This window comes from Allostella sp. (assembly GCF_041913585.1).
In the GTDB taxonomy this organism is placed as follows: Bacteria; Pseudomonadota; Alphaproteobacteria; order ATCC43930; family Allostellaceae; genus Allostella.
In genome coordinates, this window is sequence record NZ_JAYSFE010000106.1 from 1 (window position 1) to 16,776 (window position 16,776).

Sequence of the window (16,776 nt, forward strand, 5' to 3'; positions counted from 1 at the left end):
CGCGCATGGACCTGTCGCCGCTGATCGGCTTCACCACCTGGCCCGACCTGGCGCAGCGGCGCGCCGACGCCCGCGCGGCGGCGATCGAGGGGCTGATGCTGAAGCGCCGCGCCAGCCCCTATCTCGCCGGCCGGCCGAAGGGCCACTGGTACAAGTGGAAGCGCGACCCGCTCGCCGTCGACGCCGTGCTGATGTACGCCCAGCGCGGCCACGGCAAGCGCTCGTCCTTCTATTCCGACTACACGTTCGGGCTGTGGACCGAGGCGGGCGAGCTGGTGTCGGTCGGCAAGGCCTATTTCGGCTTCACCGACGAGGAGCTGCAGCAGCTCGACCGCTGGGTCCGCAACCACACCACCCGGCGCTACGGCCCGGTTCGGGAGGTCGAGCCGGGACTGGTGCTGGAGATCGCCTTCGACGGCGTCCAGCGCTCGGCCCGGCACAAGTCCGGCCTCGCCATGCGCTTCCCGCGCGTCGCCCGCATCCGCTGGGACAAGCCGGCCGCCGAGGCGGACCGGCTCCCGGTGCTGGCGGCGATGCTGGCCTGATCAGACCTCCGGCCAGCGATCCGCCCATGGCGCGAGGCGTTCGAAGGCGGCGGCGAGGTCGATGAGGCGCCCTTCGCCGAACCACGGGCCGACGGCGTGGAAGCCTGCCGGCAGGCCGTCCGGGGTGAAGCCCATCGGGATGCTGATCGCCGGATGCCCGGTGATGTTGTGCGGGCTGGTGTAGCAGTACCAGTTGCCGCGCAGCGTGCCCTGCTTGCCGTTGACGAAGAAGGGGTCGTCGATGCCCTGGTCGAAGCGCGGCGGCGGGGCGGCGACGGTCGGGGTGACGACGAGATCGGTGCGCTCGAACAGCGCCTGGACCCGGTGGAAGACCTCGCTGCGCAGCATCGGCGCCGACTGGACCTCCTTCAGGTCCATCCGGGTGCTCTCCTCCAGGGCCGAGACCATCGAGGGGTCCATCCGCCCGCGGTCGTTGCCGTCGAGCAGGTGGCCGAGGCGGGCGCGCTGGTAGGCGCGCATCATCACGTAGGCGGTGCGCTTCGACCAGTCGAAGGGCGCGTCGAAGACGGTGACGACGGCGCCGGCATCGCGCAGCCGGTCGAGGGCATCGGCCATCAGCCGGGCGACGTCGTGGTCGACCTCGGGATTGCCCATGGTCGGGATGTGCATGACGCGGAGGCCGCGCAGTCCGGCGACCGGGTCGGCGGCGACGGCGAACTCGCGCCGCGGACGCCCGATCGTCCACGGGTCCTTGGCGCTTTCCCCGTTCATCAGCGACAGCATCAGGGCGACATCCGCCGCCGTCCGCGCGGCGATGCCGAGATAGATGAAGTTCGAGAAGAGCTCGGTCGCCTGATCGTAGGGAACGAGGCCGAGCGTCGGCTTGAGGCCGAGGATGCCGCAGGCCGATGCCGGGATGCGCGCCGAGCCGGCACCGTCGGTGCTGACGCCGACCGGCCCCATCCCGGTCGCGACCGCCACCGCGGCGCCGCCGCTGGAGCCGCCGGGCGAACGGCCCGGGTTCCAGGGGTTGCGCGTCCAGCCGTGGCGCGGGCTGTTGGTCAGCGCCTTGTGGCCGAACTCGGGCGTCGTGGTCTTGCCGATCAGGATGCCGCCCGCATCCTTGAGACGGGCGATCGCGGCATTGTCCCAGTCGGGGACGTTGCCGGCCATGGTGTGCGAGCCGAACGCGGTCTCCATGCCCTTGGTCAGCACCAGGTCCTTGACCGAGAAGGGAACGCCGTGCAGCGGGCCGGCGAGGCGTCCACCCTGGCGCATCCGGTCGAGTTCGGCGGCACGCGCGCGGGCGCCGTCGGCATCGACCAGCGCGAAGGCGCGCAGCCGGTCGTCCAGGAGGTCGATGCGGGCGAGCGCCGCGTCCACGGCCTGGCCGGCGGTGATCGCGCCGTCGGCGATGGCGCCCGCGAGCGCGGTCGCGGGCAGGCGATGGATATCGGTCATGTTCCCCCCGGTTTTCGTGGCCGCCGAGCAGACCACCGCCCATCTCCCGGTTCAAAGATCAAGTTTTGCCGATATCATTCGTCCCATGAATGAGAGCCGGAACCGGCCGGGCGTCGGGCCGCGGGGAGTGGCGCCTTGGTGAGCATGCGGCAACTGGAAGCCTTCTGCGCCGTGATCGACCATCAGACGGTGACGGGGGCGGCGCACGCCATGCGCCTGTCCCAGCCGGCCGTCAGCAAGCTCGTCGCGACGCTCGAGCAGGACACCCGCCTCGCGCTCTTCCGGCGCGACCGCCGGCGGCTGATCCCGACCGAGGAGGGACTGATCCTCCATCGCCAGGCGCAGGCGATCTTCGACCGGCTGCACGACATCGAACGCCTTTCGGAGGAGCTGCGGAACCTGGCCGGCGGGCGGCTCAACGTCGTCACCATGATGGCGCTGGGGCGGACCTTCCTGCCCGACGCCATGTCGGCCTTCCTGCGCGAGCGGCCGGCAGTGGTGGCGAGCCTGCATGTCCGCAGTTCGCGCACCGTCGTCGACCAGATCGCCGCCCAGCAGGCGGATCTCGGCTTCACCATGCTGGCGTCCGACGATCCCGGCGTCTCGGCCCGGGTCCTCTGCCGCCTCAAGGGCGTCTGCGTGCTGCCGCCGGCGCACCCGCTGGCCGCGAGCCCGGTGATCCGTGCCCGCGACCTCGACGGCGAGCGCTTCATCTCCTTCAGCCTCGACAGCAGCATGCGGCGCCGCATCGACGAGGTCTTCGAGCGCGAGGGGGTGGCGCGGCAACTCATGGTCGACGCCTATGTCTCGGCCGCGGCGTGCAGCTTCGTCGCCAACGGCATGGGGGTCGCGATCGTCGAGCCCTTCACGGCCTGGGATTTCGCGCGCTCGGGCCAGGTGGTGTCGCGGCCCTTCGAGCCCGAGGTCGTGTTCGAGTTCCGGATGCTGCGCCCGGCCGGCCGGCCGCCCTCGCTGCTGGCCGAGGCGTTCGCCGCGCAGGTCGAGCGGATGCTGGCCGAGCATGTCCGGCGCACCGGTGCCGAGACGGTGACGGTGCCGGCCGACGTCCGGGCCGCGACGGAGCATTCTCGCCGCCGGATCGCACCGTAGCGGCGCGGGGTCGGCTTGCCGCTTTTCGCGGGCGCGTGCTAAGCACGGGCCAAGCCGCATGAGAATAGTCGACACCGAGATTCCGGACGTGAAGCTGGTCCATCCCGATCGCCGGGGGGACGCGCGCGGCTTCTTTTCCGAAGTCTTCCGCAAGGATCTGCTGGCGGCGGCCGGCATCGATGCGGAATTCGTGCAGGACAACCATTCGTTCTCGGCGACGCGGGGAACGATCCGGGGCCTGCATTTCCAGGCCGGTCCGCGTGCCCAGGCCAAGCTGCTGCGCGTCGCTCGCGGCGCGATCCTCGACGTCGCCGTCGACATCCGCCGCGGCTCGCCGACCTACGGCCGGCACGTCGCCGTGACGCTGAGCGCGCGCGAATGGAACCAGATCTGGATTCCGGTCGGCTTCGCGCACGGTTTCTGCACGGTCGAGCCCGACACCGAGGTGCTTTACAAAGTCACCGACTACTATTCGCCGGAGCACGATTTCGGCCTGCTGTGGAACGATCCCGCGATCGGTATCCGCTGGCCGGTCGGGCCGGACGAGGCGGTCCTGTCGGACAAGGACCGGCGTCATCCGACGCTGGCCGAACTCCCTGCCTATTTCTCCTACCCGGCCGAGGCGGCCTAGATCCCGATGCGGATTCTCGTGACCGGCGGCGCCGGCTTCATCGGCTCGGCGGTCATCCGCCATCTCGTCGGGATCGTCGGATGGGAGGTGGTCAACGTCGACAAGCTGACCTACGCCGCCAACCTTGCCTCGCTCGACCCGGTCGCGGGAAGCCCGCTCTACCGGTTCGAGCGTGCCGACATCGGCGACCGGGCGGAGATGGCCCGGATCTTCCGGACGCACCGGCCCGACGGGGTGATGCATCTGGCGGCGGAGAGCCATGTCGACCGCTCGATCGACGGCCCGGCGGCCTTCATCGAGACCAACATCGTCGGCACCTTCGCGCTGCTGCAGGAGGCGCTCGCCTACTGGCGCGGGCTCGTCGGCGAGGCGCAGGCGCGCTTCCGCTTCCACCACGTCTCGACCGACGAGGTCTTCGGCGCCCTCGGGCCGACCGGCATGTTCACCGAGGAGACGCCCTACGCCCCCAACTCGCCCTACTCGGCGAGCAAGGCGGCCTCCGACCACCTGGTCCGGGCCTGGCACCACACCTACGGGCTGCCGGTCGTGGCCAGCAACTGCTCGAACAACTACGGCCCCTACCAGTTTCCCGAGAAGCTGATCCCCCTGATGATCATCAAGGGGCTGGCGGGCGAGCGGCTGCCGGTCTACGGCCGCGGCGAGAACGTCCGCGACTGGCTCCATGTCGAGGACCATGCCCGGGCCTTGCACCGGGTCTTCGAGGCCGGCCGCATCGGCGAGAGCTACAATATCGGCGGCGACTGCGAGCGCACCAACATCGCCGTCGTCCGCAGCATCTGCGCCCTGCTCGACGAGATGCTGCCGGATTCGCCCCATCGCCCGCACGAGCGGCTGATCGGCTTCGTCTCGGACCGGCCGGGCCACGACCTGCGCTATGCCATCGACGCCGCCAAGATCCGCCGCGAACTCGGCTGGACGCCGGCCGAGACCTTCGAGAGCGGGCTGCGCGGGACGGTGCGCTGGTATCTCGACAATCGTGCATGGTGGCAGGCCATCCAGAGCGGCCAGTACCGTGGCGAGCGCCTCGGCCTCAGCGGAGGTGCGGCGGCGTGAGGGTGCTGGTCCTCGGGGCCGGCGGGCAGGTCGGCCGCGAGCTGATGCGCCGGCCCTGGCCCGGGGGCTGGCAGGTCGAGGGACGGGCCCGGGCAGAGGCGGATCTCGCCGACCCGGCGGCGCTGCGGGCCGCGATCCTCGGTTGCGCGCCGGACCTCGTCGTCAACGCCGGCGCCTACACCGCGGTCGACCGGGCGGAATCCGAGCGCGAGGCCGCGTTCGCGGTCAATGCCGTCGCCCCCGGGATCGTCGGCGCGGCCGCGCGCGAGTGCGGCGCCGCCGTCATCCACTATTCGACCGACTACGTCTTCGACGGCAACGGCAACGGCAACGGCAGCGGCGGGCGCGGCGAGGACGACCCGGTGGCGCCGCTCGGCGTCTACGGCGCCTCCAAGGAGGCGGGCGAGCGGGCGCTCCGGGCGGCCCACGACCGCCACGTCATCCTGCGCACGAGCTGGGTGTTCGGCGCGCTCGGCGCCAATTTCGTGCGCACCATGTGGCGCCTCGGCACGGAGCGGGCGGAGGTCCGGGTCGTCGCCGACCAGCACGGCTGTCCGACACCCGCCGCCGCCATTGCCGAGGCGACGGTGACGATCGCCCGCCGGGTGGCCGACGGGTCCGGGCGATGGGGCACCTTCCATTTCGCCGGCACGCCGCCGACGAGCTGGGCCGGGCTCGCCGAGGCCGTCTTCGCCGAGATGGCGCGGCGGACCGGCCGGCGGCCGGCGCTGGTGCCGATCGCGACCGCGGACTACCCGACGCCGGCGCGCCGGCCGGCCAACTCGGTCCTCGACTGCGGGCGGATCCGCGTCGCCTACGGCATCGCCGCGCCGGACTGGCGGGCGGGCTTGGCCGTTGTCCTCGACGAAACGACCGCCGCGGCCCCTCCGGCCCCGGCCGGTGGAGAAGGAAGGGCATGAAGGGCATCATCCTGGCCGGGGGCTCGGGCACGCGCCTCTATCCGATCACGCGCGTCGTCAGCAAGCAGCTCCTGCCGGTCTACGACAAGCCGATGATCTTCTATCCGCTGACCACGCTGATGCTGGCCGGCATCCGGGAAATCCTCGTCATCACCACGCCGCAGGACCAGGCGCTCTTCCAGGCGCTGCTCGGCGACGGCTCGCAATGGGGCATCCGGCTCGAATATCGGGTGCAGCCCAAGCCGGAGGGGCTGGCGCAGGCCTTCATCATCGGCCGCAGCTTCGTCGCCGGCGACCGCTCGGCGCTCGTCCTCGGCGACAACATCTTCTACGGCCACGGGCTGACCCAGCTCCTGCGCCGGGCGGCCGAGCAGCCGACGGGCGCCACGGTCTTCGGCTACTGGGTGCGCGACCCCGAGCGCTACGGCGTCGTCGCCTTCGACGAGGACGGCCGGGCGACCAGCATCGAGGAGAAGCCGCCGCAGCCCAAGTCCAACTGGGCGGTGACCGGCCTCTATTTCTACGACGCCGACGTCTGCGACATCGCGGCGGCGGTGAAGCCCTCGCCGCGCGGCGAACTCGAGATCACCGACGTCAACAACCGCTATCTCGAGCGCGGCGACCTGCGGGTCGAGCGGCTCGGCCGCGGCTATGCCTGGCTCGACACCGGCACCCACCAGTCGCTGCTGGAGGCGTCGGAATATGTCCGCACCGTCGAGGCCCGCCAGGGCCTGAAGATCGCCTGCGTCGAGGAGGTCGCCTACCGCATGGGCTTCATCGACTCCGCGGCGCTGGAGCGGCTGGCGGCCGGCATGAAGGCGAACGAGTACGGGCTCTATCTGCAGCGGCTGGTGGCCGACGGCGGGCCGCCGACCGAAGGGCTTTGAGCATGGCGCGCGCCGGCCTCGCGATCGGCGCCGTCTTCCGCAACGAGGCGCCCTACCTCGCCGAGTGGCTGGCCTTCCACGCCCGCATGGGGGTGGACGCCTTCTTCCTCTACGACAACGATTCGACCGACGACTGGCGCGCGGCGGTGGCGGCGAGCGGGCAGGCGGGCCGGACCACCGTCCTGTCCTGCCCGGGACCGCAGGGCCAGGTCCGCGCCTACCGCGACTGTCTGGAGCGCTTCCGCGACGCTGCCGACTGGATCGCCTTCGTCGATCTCGACGAATTCCTCTTCGCCCCCGACGGACGACCGCTGCCGACGGTGCTGGAGGCCTATCGCGACCGGCCCGGCGTCGCCGTCAACTGGATGGTGTTCGGCACCGGCGGCCATGCCACCCGGCCGGCCGGGCTCGTCACCCAGAGCTACGTGCGCCGCGGCGCGACCGGGGTCGTGGTGCCCTATCACGCCTATCTCAAGGGCCCGGGGCTCGACCCGCGGCGGAGCGACAGCTACCGGCCGATGAACAGCCACGTGAAGTCGATCGTGCGGCCGCGGGTCACGCTCCGTGCGGTGACGCCGCACCATTTCGCCTATGCCGACGGCAGGTTCGCCGTCACCGAGGACGGCGTACCGATCGACGGCCCCTGGTCCGCCACGATCGGGCTGACGCGGCTCCGCATCAACCACTACTGGAGCAAGTCGCAGGCCGAACTCGAGGCCAAGACGGCGCGCGGCGTCGCCTGGATCGGCCAGGCGCCGTCGCTCGACTTCAACCGATCGGTCGAACGGCTGATGAACGCCGAGACGGACACCACGATCTTGCCGCTCGCCCGCGGCCTGCCCGGCTGGCGGCCGCTCTTCGGCGCGGCGGCATGACGGTCCGCCTCGCCGCCGCCGCGATCGTCGCCGAGGCCGGGCCGCCGCTGGCGCCGTGGCTGGACTTCCACCGGCGCCAGGGCGTCGGCCGCTTCCATCTCTACCGCACCGGGGGTCCGGCAATCCCGGCGGCGCCCGACGTCACCGTCGCCGACTGGCCCTTCGCCCGGCCGCACCGCCCCGCCTGGGACCATTGCCTCTTCCATCACGGGCCCGATGCCGAGTGGCTGGCGTTCCTGGAGCCCGACGAGTACCTGTTCGCGACCGACGGGACCGACCTCGGGACGGCGCTCCAGGATTTTGCCGGCGTGCCGGGAGTGGGCGTCGCGCGCCGCGTCTATGCGCCCGCCGACGACCCGCAGGCGGCGCCGTGGCGGGCGATTCGCCGCGCCGCGGCGGACCTCGTTCTCGCCCTGCCGGCGGCGCTGCGTGCGCCCGGGCTCGATCCGGCGCAGCATGCGAGCTACCGGCCGCTGGCGGCGCGCGTCGCCTTCGTCGTGCGCCCGGCTGAGACCCATGCGGCGCTCGGCCGTCACGCCTTCGCCTTCCGTGACGACGCACCGGCCGTGACCGAGAGCGGGCGGCCGCTCGCCGGCGGTTGGGCCGAGGATCCGTCCTGCCTGCGCCTGCGGGTCAACCAGTACCTCCGCGGCGGTGGGGAAAGCCTGCATTCCCGCCTGACCGAGGCCGAGCCCGCGCGCCTGCCGGCCGGAGGCGACGACTTCGCGCCGTTCCGTACCGAGATCGACACGGCGATCCTGCCGCTCGTCCGGGCCGGCGCCATGCTTGCGTGATGCAAGTCTGAAGCCTAGGCTCCTTCCATGCAGCGCAAGAGCTTCGCGGGCATGCAGTGCCCGATCGCCCGCAGCCTGGAGCGCGTCGGCGAGTGGTGGAGCATCCTCATCCTGCGCGACGCCTTCCACGGGCTGACCCGCTTCGACCAGTTCCAGAAGAGCCTGCCGATCGCCACCAACATGCTGACGCGCCGTCTCAACGCGCTCGTCGAGGCGGGACTGATGGAGCGCCGGCGCTACAGCGAGCGGCCGCCGCGCGACGAATATCTGCTGACCGACCGCGGGCGGGAGTTCCGGCCGGTCCTGATCGCGCTCATGGCCTGGGGCAACCGCCACTTCGCCGAGGAGGGGATCGCCAGCCAGCTCGTCGACGTCGAGACCGGCCGGCCGGCCGATCCCGTCCTCGTCGACCGGGAGAGCGGCAGGCCGATCGACGACCGGCATTTCAGGTTCGCCGCCGGCCCCGCCGCCAGCGAGGGCGTGCGCCGCCGGGTCGCCTTTGCCGAACGCATGCGGGAGAAGCGCAATGGATAAGCCGGTTGCCGTCGTCGTCGGAGTCGGGGCCGAACGCGGGCTGGGGGCGGCGCTCTGCCGGCGGTTCGCCGCGGGCGGGCACCATGTCCTGGTCGCGGGCCGCACCGAGGCCAGGATCGACCGGGTCGCGCGGACGATCATCGCCGCCGGCGGCGCGGCCGAGCCGGTCGTGACGGACGCCACCCGGGAGGCCGACGTGGTGCGCCTCTTCGACCGGGCGGCGGCGCCCGGACCCGGCCTGGCGCCCGTCGACCTCGTCGTCGCCAACACCGCCAACAACCGGCATGTCCCGTTCCGGGAGCTCGACGCCGCGCTCTTCGAGGAGTTCTGGCGGGTCGGCTGCTTCGCGGGGTTCCTCGTCGGCCGCGAGGCGGCGCGGCGGATGGTGCCGCTCGGCCGCGGCACGGTCCTCTTCACCGGGGCCTCGGCCAGCCTGCGCGGCAAGGCGGGCTTCGCCCAGTTCGCCGCCGCCAAGGCGGGGCTCCGGATGGTGGCGCAGAGCATGGCGCGCGAGTTCGGGCCTGCCGGCCTCCATGTCGCGCACGTCGTCGTCGACGGCGGCATCGACGGCGACCGGCTGCTGTCGCGCAATCCCGGCCGGGCGGCCGAGGCGGGACCGGACGGGCTGATCGGCATCGAGCCGCTGGCCGAGACCTACTGGCAGATCCACCGGCAGCCGCGCTCGGCCTGGACGCAGGAGATCGACCTGCGGCCGTTCAAGGAGACGTTCTGACCGGAGCAAGCGCCCTCCCGTGCCTGGACAAGGGCGGGCCGGCCGTCGTTCCTTGTCGCCTCGAGCGACGACCGAGTCCCCCCGGGAGAACCGCCATGCGCGACCGCGAAGCCCAGGCCGAAGCCTTCCACGCCCTGCACGGCGAGGGGCAGTTCCTCGTCCTCGCCAACGCCTGGGACGCCGGCAGCGCCCGGCTGATCGAGAGCCTGGGGGCGCCGGCGATCGCGACCACCAGTTCCGGCGTCTCCTGGGCGCGGGGCTATGCCGACGGCCACGCGCTCCCGCTGCCGACGCTGCTCGCTACCATCGCCGACATCGCGCGGGTGCTGGAGGTGCCGCTCACCACCGACATCGAGGGCGGCTTCTCCGACGATCCGGTGGCGGTCGGCCGGCTGGTCGGCGACGTCGTCGCGGCGGGCGCCGTCGGCATCAACCTCGAGGACGGCACCACCGCGCCGGACCGGTTCGCCGCCAAGATCGCCGCTGCCCGCGAGGCCGGCGCGGCGGCCGGGGTGCGCGTCTTCGTCAATGCCCGCACCGACGTCTTCCTGCGCGGCCTGGCGCCCGAGGGCGAGCGCGTCGCCGAGGTCCTGCGGCGGGCCGGCCTCTACAAGGCGGCCGGCGCCGACGGGCTGTTCGTGCCGGGCGCCCGCGCCGACGCCGACATCGCGGCGATCGCCGCCGGCGCCGGCTTGCCGCTCAACATCATGGCCCAGCCCGGGGTGCCGCCGGCCCGGCGCCTGCGCGAACTCGGCGCCCGGCGGCTCAGCGCCGGCGGCGCGATCGCCCAGAGCGTGCTGACGGAGGCGGCCGAGCTTGCCCGTTCGTTCCTGGCCGACGGGGATTGCGACGCGGTGACGCGCCGGGCGATGCCCTATGCCGACCTCAACCGGCTGCACGCACCGCGGCGCTGAAGCCCGGCCGATCAGGGACCGGTGGTGGTCGCCTGAGGCTCGGCTTCCCGCGCCAGCGGGGGCGGCCGCCACCGGAAGCGCTCGGCGAGCCGGTCGATGATCGCCTGATTGCGCGCGGCCGCCTGGTCCAGCAACGTCACCAGCGACGGCGGAAAGCGGTGGCGGAAGGCCCCGCCTTCGGGATCGGTGTCCCAGTTGTTGAGGACGAGGACCGCCTTCGCCTTGCCCGAGCGGACGAATTTCACGTCGGCCTCGCCGAAGGTCTCGGCCGCCCGCCGCAGGCTGGCCAGGAACCGGTCCGGGTCGCTCCGCCCGAGATCGAGGAAGAGCAGCCCCTCCGGCACCGTGCTGTAGCCGCCGTCGAGGATGCGATCGATTGCGGCGGCGTGCATGTAGAACCGATGGGTCAGGACGGGGTCGACCGGCCCCGGCGGCAGCTTCACGACGCCGTAGACCGCATCGGCGGCGGGGTCGTCGAAATCGGCCGCCAGCACCGCCGACTGCCGGAAGACGTAGCCCAGCGCCGCGGCGAGGTTGAGGGCGGCGGTGCGGTCGCTGGCGATCTCCAGCCGCATGGCGGGCTGGGTTCCAAGCTTCCAGCCGCAGGGCCCGACCGCGATCGTCGAGGTCTTGCCGGCGAGGCCGAGCGAGGCCGTCACCTGCGGCACCACGCCGTCGGCCGAGGCCCGCGTCAGCGCCAGACGTTCGACATAGGGCGCGCCGACCAGGCCCGGCAGCGTGTAGCCGGCGACCGGGACCGATTCGAAGAACAGCGTCCATGCCCAGGAAGGGCAGGGCAGCAGGGCCAGGATCAGGAGGACGGCGGCGAGGGCGGGACGGCGCATTTCGGCTCGGTGAAAATCGCTCGCAGCCGTTTGCGCTGCTCCCCATCTTCTTGCCACGAGCCCGCGCAGGAGAGAACAGCCATGTCGTCGGAACAGCATCTTCCCCCCTCGGATGGAACCGGCTCCCGCATCGAGACGGACAGCCTCGGCCCGGTGGCGGTGCCGGACGACCGCCTCTGGGGCGCCCAGACCCAGCGGTCGCTGCAGAACTTCCGCATCGGCGGCGAGCGGATGCCGGTCGAGGTGGTGCGGGCCTTCGGCCTGCAGAAGCAGGCGGCGGCGCGCGCGAACATGGCGGCGGGCGTGCTCGATGCGGCGGTCGGCCGCGCCGTCGACCAGGCGGCGGGGGAAGTGGCGGCGGGGCTGCTCGACGACCATTTCCCGCTGGTCGTCTGGCAGACCGGTTCCGGCACCCAGACCAACATGAATGCCAACGAGGTGATCGCCAACCGGGCGGCCGAGATCCTGGGCGGCCGGCGTGGCGCGCGGCAGGTCCATCCCAACGACCATGTCAACCGCAGCCAGTCGTCGAACGACAGCTTTCCGACCGCGATGCATGTCGCCGCCGTGCTGGCGATCGAGGGCCGGCTGCTGCCGACCCTCGAGCATCTGGCCGGGACGCTGCGCGGCCGCGCCGCCGCCTTCGCCGACATCGTCAAGCTGGGGCGGACGCACCTGCAGGACGCGGTGCCGATGACGCTCGGGCAGGAGATCGGCGCCTGGGCGACGCAGGTCGAGGCGGCGGCCTCGGGCGTGCGGGCGGCGCTGCCGGCGCTTCGTGCCGTGCCGCAGGGTGGAACCGCCGTCGGCACCGGCCTCAACGCCCCGGCCGGCTTCGCCGTGCGGTTCGCCCGGGAACTGACGGCGCTCGCCGGCTCCGAGTTCACGCCGGCCGCCGACCGGTTCGCGACGATGGCGGCGCACGACGCCTTCGTCGCCGCCTCCGGCGCCCTCAACGTGGCCGCGGTCGCCCTCACCAAGGTCGGCAACGACGTCCGTCTGCTGGCGTCCGGGCCGCGGGCGGGACTGGGCGAACTCGTCCTGCCCGAGAACGAGCCCGGGTCTTCGATCATGCCCGGCAAGGTCAACCCGACCCAGGCCGAGGCCCTGACGATGGTCGCGGCCCAGGTCATGGGCAACCACGTCGCCGTCACCGTCGCCGGCATGCAGGGCCACCTGCAGCTCAACGTCTTCAAGCCGGTCGTCATCCATGCGCTGCTGCAGTCGGTGCGCCTGCTGGCCGACGCCGCCCGCAGCTTCGCCGACAATTGCGTCGCCGGCATCGAGCCGGACCGGGTACGGATCGCCCGTCACCTGGAGGAATCGCTGATGCTGGTGACGGCGCTGACGCCGGCCATCGGCTACGACCGGGCGGCGGAGATCGCCAAGAAGGCGCACCACGAGGGCACGACGCTGCGGGCGGCCGCGCTGGCCCTCGGCTACCTCGATTCCGCCGCCTTCGATGCCGCCGTCCGGCCGGAGACGATGATCTCGGGCGGGTGACCGGGCGGCGATCGGGTGAGGCGGCATTTACGTAGAAGTATACATGAAAAATACGACGTAAAGTAGTGGCTGGCGAAGGGCTGGCCGACCGGTGCCTCGCCGTGGCACCATCCGCTCGCCCGTCGTCCGATTGCCGACGACCGATTGCCGACGAGGGGGCCGAGCCGGTGCCGATCCCACCCGCGTCTCCCCAGGAATTCGCGGTCCGCCCACCCGGCTGGCGCCGACGGGTGCCGGGCCTGCTGATGCTGGTGGCGCTGGCCTCCGTCGCGCTCTGCATCTTCCTCCTCTCCGGCCGGGTCCTGCCCGATCCGCTCGGCGGACCGGTGCTCGGAAACCCGGCCTTCGAGAAGGGCGCCTACGGGCAGACGATCGGGCAGGTGCTGACCAGCTTCGTCGACACCCACGTCCATGTCTGCCTGGCGCTCTTCGTCGTCGTCGGCTTCGCGCTCAACGCCGATCAGGAGCGGCGGCGCTGCCCGGCACTGCACAAGGCGGCCGCGGGCGCGGTGTTCCTGGTCGCCGCGGTGCTGTCGGTCTTCTTCGGCGGCAAGGCCAAGCTGGCGCTTCTCGCGCAGCTCCAGTTCGATCGCGTCAGCATCGAGCTGATCGAGCCGTCGCTGAACTGGCAGTCGGCGACGCTGCTGGTGGCCGTCGTCGCGGCCTTCGCGCTCGTCTACCTGGTGCTGCGGCCGGAGGGGCCGCCATGAGGGCGGCTCGCGGGGCGGCGCTGGCGGCGGTGCTGGCGGCGGGCGTGACCGGCGCGGCGACCGCCCAGCAGGACGCCGTCTGGCTGGCACTCTCGATCGGCAGCGCCGACCGGGCGTTCGTCGCCGAGGTGGATGCGCTGCGCGACGGACGCCGCCTCGCGCTGGTCGCCACGGCCGGCCGCGACCGCGGCTTTCCGGTCCCGGGTTTCGTGCCGGCGGCGCCGACGGACCTCGATCGCGGCATCGCCATCGCTGCCGCGCGCGACCGGACGCGGGTCCTGACGTTGCGGCGTACCGGGGACGGCGCGTTCGTCCTGCTCGACCGCGACGGCGCGGTGGTGTCGGTGCCGGTGGCGACCGGCACCATGCCGGTGATCGGCCTCCAGATTCCCCTCGAACTGGTGCGTCCAGCTCTCCGGGCGGAGACGGGCGAGGGTGCGGACGAGGTCGCGGCCCGGCGCGGTTTCGCGCTGGCGCCGCCGATGCGCGTCGCGGCCGTCGGCGGCGATGTCGCCTGGATGGCGCGCTCCCATCGGGCCGGCGTGCGACATCGGCAGACGGCGCCGCTGGGCGTCCCCCTTGTCGTCTTCCGGCCCGGCTCCGGCTTCGTTTCCGACGACGCGCCCGGCCCGGCCATGCTGCCGGTCGGCCTCGGCACCGACCTCGGCGCCCGCTGGCTCTTTTCCAGCACGCCCGCGGGGGCGACGGTCGCCTTCGACGGGCTCGCCGGCCAGGTCGCGACCGAGGTCGGCGTCCGCAACCTGCCGGCATCGGCCCTGCGGAGCCTGGTCATGCGCAAGGACGGGTATCGCGATTGTCGCCATGCCGACGCCCGCCTCGACGTCGTCGTGCGCGGCGGCCTGGAGTGGAACAGCGTCCACTGCCGGCTGGTGGCAGCCGGCGGATAGCCGTTCAGGCGGCGCCCGCCTCCGGTTCGTAGCGGGCGTGGGGGTCGTCGATCTCGACCACCCAGAGGTCGGGATCGCGCTCGCGCTCGCGCTCGACATAGGCGTCGGCGGCCGCCTCGGGCACCGGGTCCGGCCCGGTGCCGGAGCGCCAGACGCGGCGCCCGTCCGGCCCGTAGCCGCCGGCGTAGACGCGGCAGCCGGCGGCGAAGCGGTTGACCTTGACGAGGACGGCGCCGGCGTCGGGATCGCCGCGCCGGACGACGGCGGCGGCGATGCCGGCGGCGTCGCAGCGGCGGATCTCGGCGGCGACGCGCAGGCGGCTCTTGAGGCGGGGTTCCATCGGGACGATTGTCAACATATCAGCCGTCGGCAGCCTTGACGATGCCGCATCCGGGCGGCACAACCGGCCGGCTTTCCGACAATCCGCCACATCCAGGGTGTGGGCCGCGGCAACGATCACGAGGAGCTCGGGGGATGGAGAATTTCGCAGGCGTTTCCGGCGTCACGATCACGGGGGCGATGCAGCCCGGCTTCGAGACCGTGCTGACCGCCGAGGCCGTGGCGTTCGTGGCCGACCTGGAGCGCCGCTTCGGTGCCCGCCGCCGCGAACTCCTGGCCAAGCGCCGCGAGGTCCAGGCGAAGCTCGATGCCGGCTGGAAGCCGGACTTCCTCGCCGAGACGAAGCCGATCCGCGACGCCGACTGGACGGTGGCGCCGCTGCCGGCCGACATCCACGACCGCCGGGTCGAGATCACCGGCCCCGTCGACCGCAAGATGATCATCAACGCGCTCAATTCCGGCGCCAGCGTCTTCATGGCCGACTTCGAGGACGCGAGCACGCCGACCTGGGCCAACATGCTGGAGGGCCAGCTCAACCTCCGCGACGCCAATGCCGGCACCATCACCTACGACGATCCGGCGACCGGCCGGCACTACCGCCTCAACGAGAAGCACGCCGTCCTCTTCGTGCGCGCCCGCGGCTGGCACCTGGTGGAGAAGCACGTCCTGGTCGACGGCCAGCCGATGTCGGGCTCGCTCTTCGATTTCGGCCTCTACTTCTTCCACAATGTCCGGCAGCTCCTCGCCAAGGGCAGCGGGCCCTACTTCTACCTGCCGAAGATGGAATCGCATCTCGAGGCGCGCCTGTGGAACGACGTCTTCGTCCACGCCCAGGCCGCCCTCGGCATTCCCAAGGGCACGATCAAGGCGACGGTGCTGGTCGAGACCATCCTCGCCACCTTCGAGGTCGACGAGATCCTGTGGGAACTGCGCGACCACTCGGCCGGGCTCAACTGCGGCCGCTGGGACTACATCTTCAGCTTCATCAAGAAGTTCCGCAACGATCCCGAGGCGCTGCTGCCGGACCGCGGGCTGGTCACCATGACCACGCATTTCCTGCGCTCCTACAGCCTGCTCGTCATCAAGACCTGCCACCGCCGCAAGGTCCACGCGATGGGCGGCATGGCGGCGCAGATCCCGATCCGCAACGATCCCGAGGCGAACGAGGCGGCGATGGCCAAGGTCCGCGCCGACAAGGAGCGCGAGGCCGGCGACGGGCACGACGGGACCTGGGTCGCCCATCCGGGCCTGGTGCCGATCGCCAAGGACATCTTCGACCGCGTCATGAAGGAGGCGAACCAGATCGCCCGCCAGCGCCAGGACGTCCACGTCACGGCCGACGACCTGCTGCGCGTGCCCGAGGGGCCGATCACCGAGGCCGGCCTGCGCCAGAACATCAATGTCGGCATCGGCTACATCGAGGCATGGCTGCGCGGCATCGGCTGCGTCCCGCTCTACAACCTGATGGAGGACGCGGCGACGGCCGAGATCAGCCGCGCCCAGGTCTGGCAGCAGATCCACCATGGCGCGAAGCTGGACGACGGCCGCCCCGTCGACGCCCGGCTCTGCCGCATCATCGTCGAGCAGGAACTGGTCAAGACCGCCCAGCAGATCGGCCCCGAGCGCTTCGGCGCCGGCCGCTGGGACGATGCCGCCGCCCTCTTCACCCGGCTGGTCGAGGCCGAGCAGTTCGAGGAGTTCCTGACGCTCCCGGCCTACGACATGGTGGATTGAGGGGACATCTGCGGGCGCGGGCGGCGCTATCGAAGGTGGCGGTGGAACTGGCGGCGGGCGCGATCGTCAGTCTCGATGGGGATCGCCTGCGGCTGCGGGTTCTGCCGCTCGGCGGGTGACCGTTGCCGCGCCGCGCCCGGACCTGTATCGTCGCCGGCCGCGGTCCGTCCCCGACGGCCGCCGAGATCGAAGGAGTTCGCCATGTTCAAGGGATCGCTGGTCGCCCTCGTGACACCTTTCCGTGACGGCAAGGTGGACGAGAAAGCGTTCCAGGATTTCGTGGCCTGGCAGATCGCCG

Annotated in this window: 17 protein-coding genes and 2 pseudogenes; 16 read left to right on the plus strand and 3 right to left on the minus strand. The window is 72.2% G+C overall.

Annotated elements, in window-relative coordinates:
• Positions 1-545: pseudogene (locus ACE3Q3_RS17960) on the plus strand (ATP-dependent DNA ligase); the annotation flags it as partial.
• On the opposite strand, the gene ACE3Q3_RS17965 reads toward ACE3Q3_RS17960, so the two are convergent.
• Complete coding sequence (locus ACE3Q3_RS17965; protein WP_374448406.1) at positions 546-1,967, minus strand: amidase; 1,422 nt, start codon at positions 1,965-1,967, stop codon at positions 546-548.
• A 144-nt stretch (positions 1,968-2,111) separates the two neighbouring features.
• On the opposite strand from ACE3Q3_RS17965, the gene ACE3Q3_RS17970 reads away from it, so the two are divergent.
• From ACE3Q3_RS17970 to ACE3Q3_RS18015, 10 genes are all read left to right on the plus strand, one after another.
• The gene (locus ACE3Q3_RS17970; RefSeq protein WP_374448428.1) at positions 2,112-3,077 is read left to right on the plus strand and encodes a LysR family transcriptional regulator; all 966 of its coding nucleotides are present in this window, start codon (positions 2,112-2,114) and stop codon (positions 3,075-3,077) included.
• 58 nt (positions 3,078-3,135) lie between these two features.
• Positions 3,136-3,708 (plus strand): dTDP-4-dehydrorhamnose 3,5-epimerase, encoded by a 573-nt coding sequence (gene rfbC, locus ACE3Q3_RS17975; RefSeq protein ID WP_374448408.1) that lies wholly within the window; start codon positions 3,136-3,138, stop codon positions 3,706-3,708.
• A gap of 6 nt (positions 3,709-3,714) precedes the next feature.
• Positions 3,715-4,782, plus strand: coding sequence for a dTDP-glucose 4,6-dehydratase (gene rfbB, locus ACE3Q3_RS17980; RefSeq protein WP_374448409.1), 1,068 nt, complete (start codon positions 3,715-3,717; stop codon positions 4,780-4,782).
• Complete coding sequence (gene rfbD / locus ACE3Q3_RS17985; protein WP_374448410.1) at positions 4,779-5,702, plus strand: dTDP-4-dehydrorhamnose reductase; 924 nt, start codon at positions 4,779-4,781, stop codon at positions 5,700-5,702. Before rfbB ends, rfbD begins: the two co-directional genes overlap by 4 nt.
• On the plus strand, positions 5,699-6,589 hold the full coding sequence (rfbA, locus tag ACE3Q3_RS17990) for a glucose-1-phosphate thymidylyltransferase RfbA (protein ID WP_374448412.1): 891 nt from the start codon (positions 5,699-5,701) through the stop codon (positions 6,587-6,589). The genes rfbD and rfbA overlap by 4 nt, the downstream gene beginning before the upstream one ends.
• Before the next feature lie 2 nt (positions 6,590-6,591).
• Positions 6,592-7,464, plus strand: a complete 873-nt coding sequence (locus ACE3Q3_RS17995) for a glycosyltransferase family 2 protein (RefSeq protein WP_374448413.1) — start codon at positions 6,592-6,594, stop codon at positions 7,462-7,464.
• Positions 7,461-8,258, plus strand: coding sequence for a hypothetical protein (locus tag ACE3Q3_RS18000; RefSeq protein ID WP_374448414.1), 798 nt, complete (start codon positions 7,461-7,463; stop codon positions 8,256-8,258). The genes ACE3Q3_RS17995 and ACE3Q3_RS18000 overlap by 4 nt, the downstream gene beginning before the upstream one ends.
• A 27-nt stretch (positions 8,259-8,285) precedes the next feature.
• A complete protein-coding gene (locus ACE3Q3_RS18005; RefSeq protein ID WP_374448415.1) occupies positions 8,286-8,792 on the plus strand; it encodes a winged helix-turn-helix transcriptional regulator in 507 nt (168 codons plus the stop codon).
• Positions 8,785-9,525: an SDR family NAD(P)-dependent oxidoreductase gene (locus tag ACE3Q3_RS18010; protein WP_374448417.1), complete on the plus strand. Its 741-nt coding sequence runs from the start codon at positions 8,785-8,787 to the stop codon at positions 9,523-9,525. Before ACE3Q3_RS18005 ends, ACE3Q3_RS18010 begins: the two co-directional genes overlap by 8 nt.
• Positions 9,526-9,620: 95 nt before the next feature.
• On the plus strand, positions 9,621-10,439 hold the full coding sequence (locus tag ACE3Q3_RS18015; RefSeq protein ID WP_374448418.1) for an isocitrate lyase/phosphoenolpyruvate mutase family protein: 819 nt from the start codon (positions 9,621-9,623) through the stop codon (positions 10,437-10,439).
• Positions 10,440-10,450: 11 nt separating this feature from the next.
• On the opposite strand, the gene ACE3Q3_RS18020 is transcribed toward ACE3Q3_RS18015, so the two are convergent.
• Positions 10,451-11,284, minus strand: coding sequence for a hypothetical protein (locus tag ACE3Q3_RS18020; RefSeq protein WP_374448419.1), 834 nt, complete (start codon positions 11,282-11,284; stop codon positions 10,451-10,453).
• Between the two features lie 81 nt (positions 11,285-11,365).
• On the opposite strand from ACE3Q3_RS18020, the gene fumC reads away from it, so the two are divergent.
• The 3 genes from fumC (at position 11,366) to ACE3Q3_RS18035 (ending at position 14,405) form a co-directional block, all read left to right on the plus strand.
• The gene (gene fumC / locus ACE3Q3_RS18025; protein WP_374448420.1) at positions 11,366-12,787 is read left to right on the plus strand and encodes a class II fumarate hydratase; all 1,422 of its coding nucleotides are present in this window, start codon (positions 11,366-11,368) and stop codon (positions 12,785-12,787) included.
• 167 nt (positions 12,788-12,954) lie between these two features.
• Entirely contained in the window at positions 12,955-13,497 is a 543-nt protein-coding gene (locus ACE3Q3_RS18030; protein ID WP_374448421.1) for a hypothetical protein, read from the plus strand.
• The gene (locus tag ACE3Q3_RS18035) at positions 13,494-14,405 is read left to right on the plus strand and encodes a hypothetical protein (protein WP_374448423.1); all 912 of its coding nucleotides are present in this window, start codon (positions 13,494-13,496) and stop codon (positions 14,403-14,405) included. Before ACE3Q3_RS18030 ends, ACE3Q3_RS18035 begins: the two co-directional genes overlap by 4 nt.
• 4 nt (positions 14,406-14,409) lie before the next feature.
• Here the strand turns inward: ACE3Q3_RS18035 and ACE3Q3_RS18040 are convergent, their stop codons facing one another.
• Positions 14,410-14,745 (minus strand): DUF1491 family protein, encoded by a 336-nt coding sequence (locus tag ACE3Q3_RS18040; RefSeq protein ID WP_374448424.1) that lies wholly within the window; start codon positions 14,743-14,745, stop codon positions 14,410-14,412.
• A 134-nt stretch (positions 14,746-14,879) separates the two neighbouring features.
• Between ACE3Q3_RS18040 and aceB the strand changes: the two genes are divergently transcribed.
• A complete protein-coding gene (aceB, locus tag ACE3Q3_RS18045; protein WP_374448426.1) occupies positions 14,880-16,478 on the plus strand; it encodes a malate synthase A in 1,599 nt (532 codons plus the stop codon).
• A 201-nt stretch (positions 16,479-16,679) separates the two neighbouring features.
• Positions 16,680-16,776 (plus strand): annotated as a pseudogene (locus ACE3Q3_RS18050) (4-hydroxy-tetrahydrodipicolinate synthase); the annotation flags it as partial.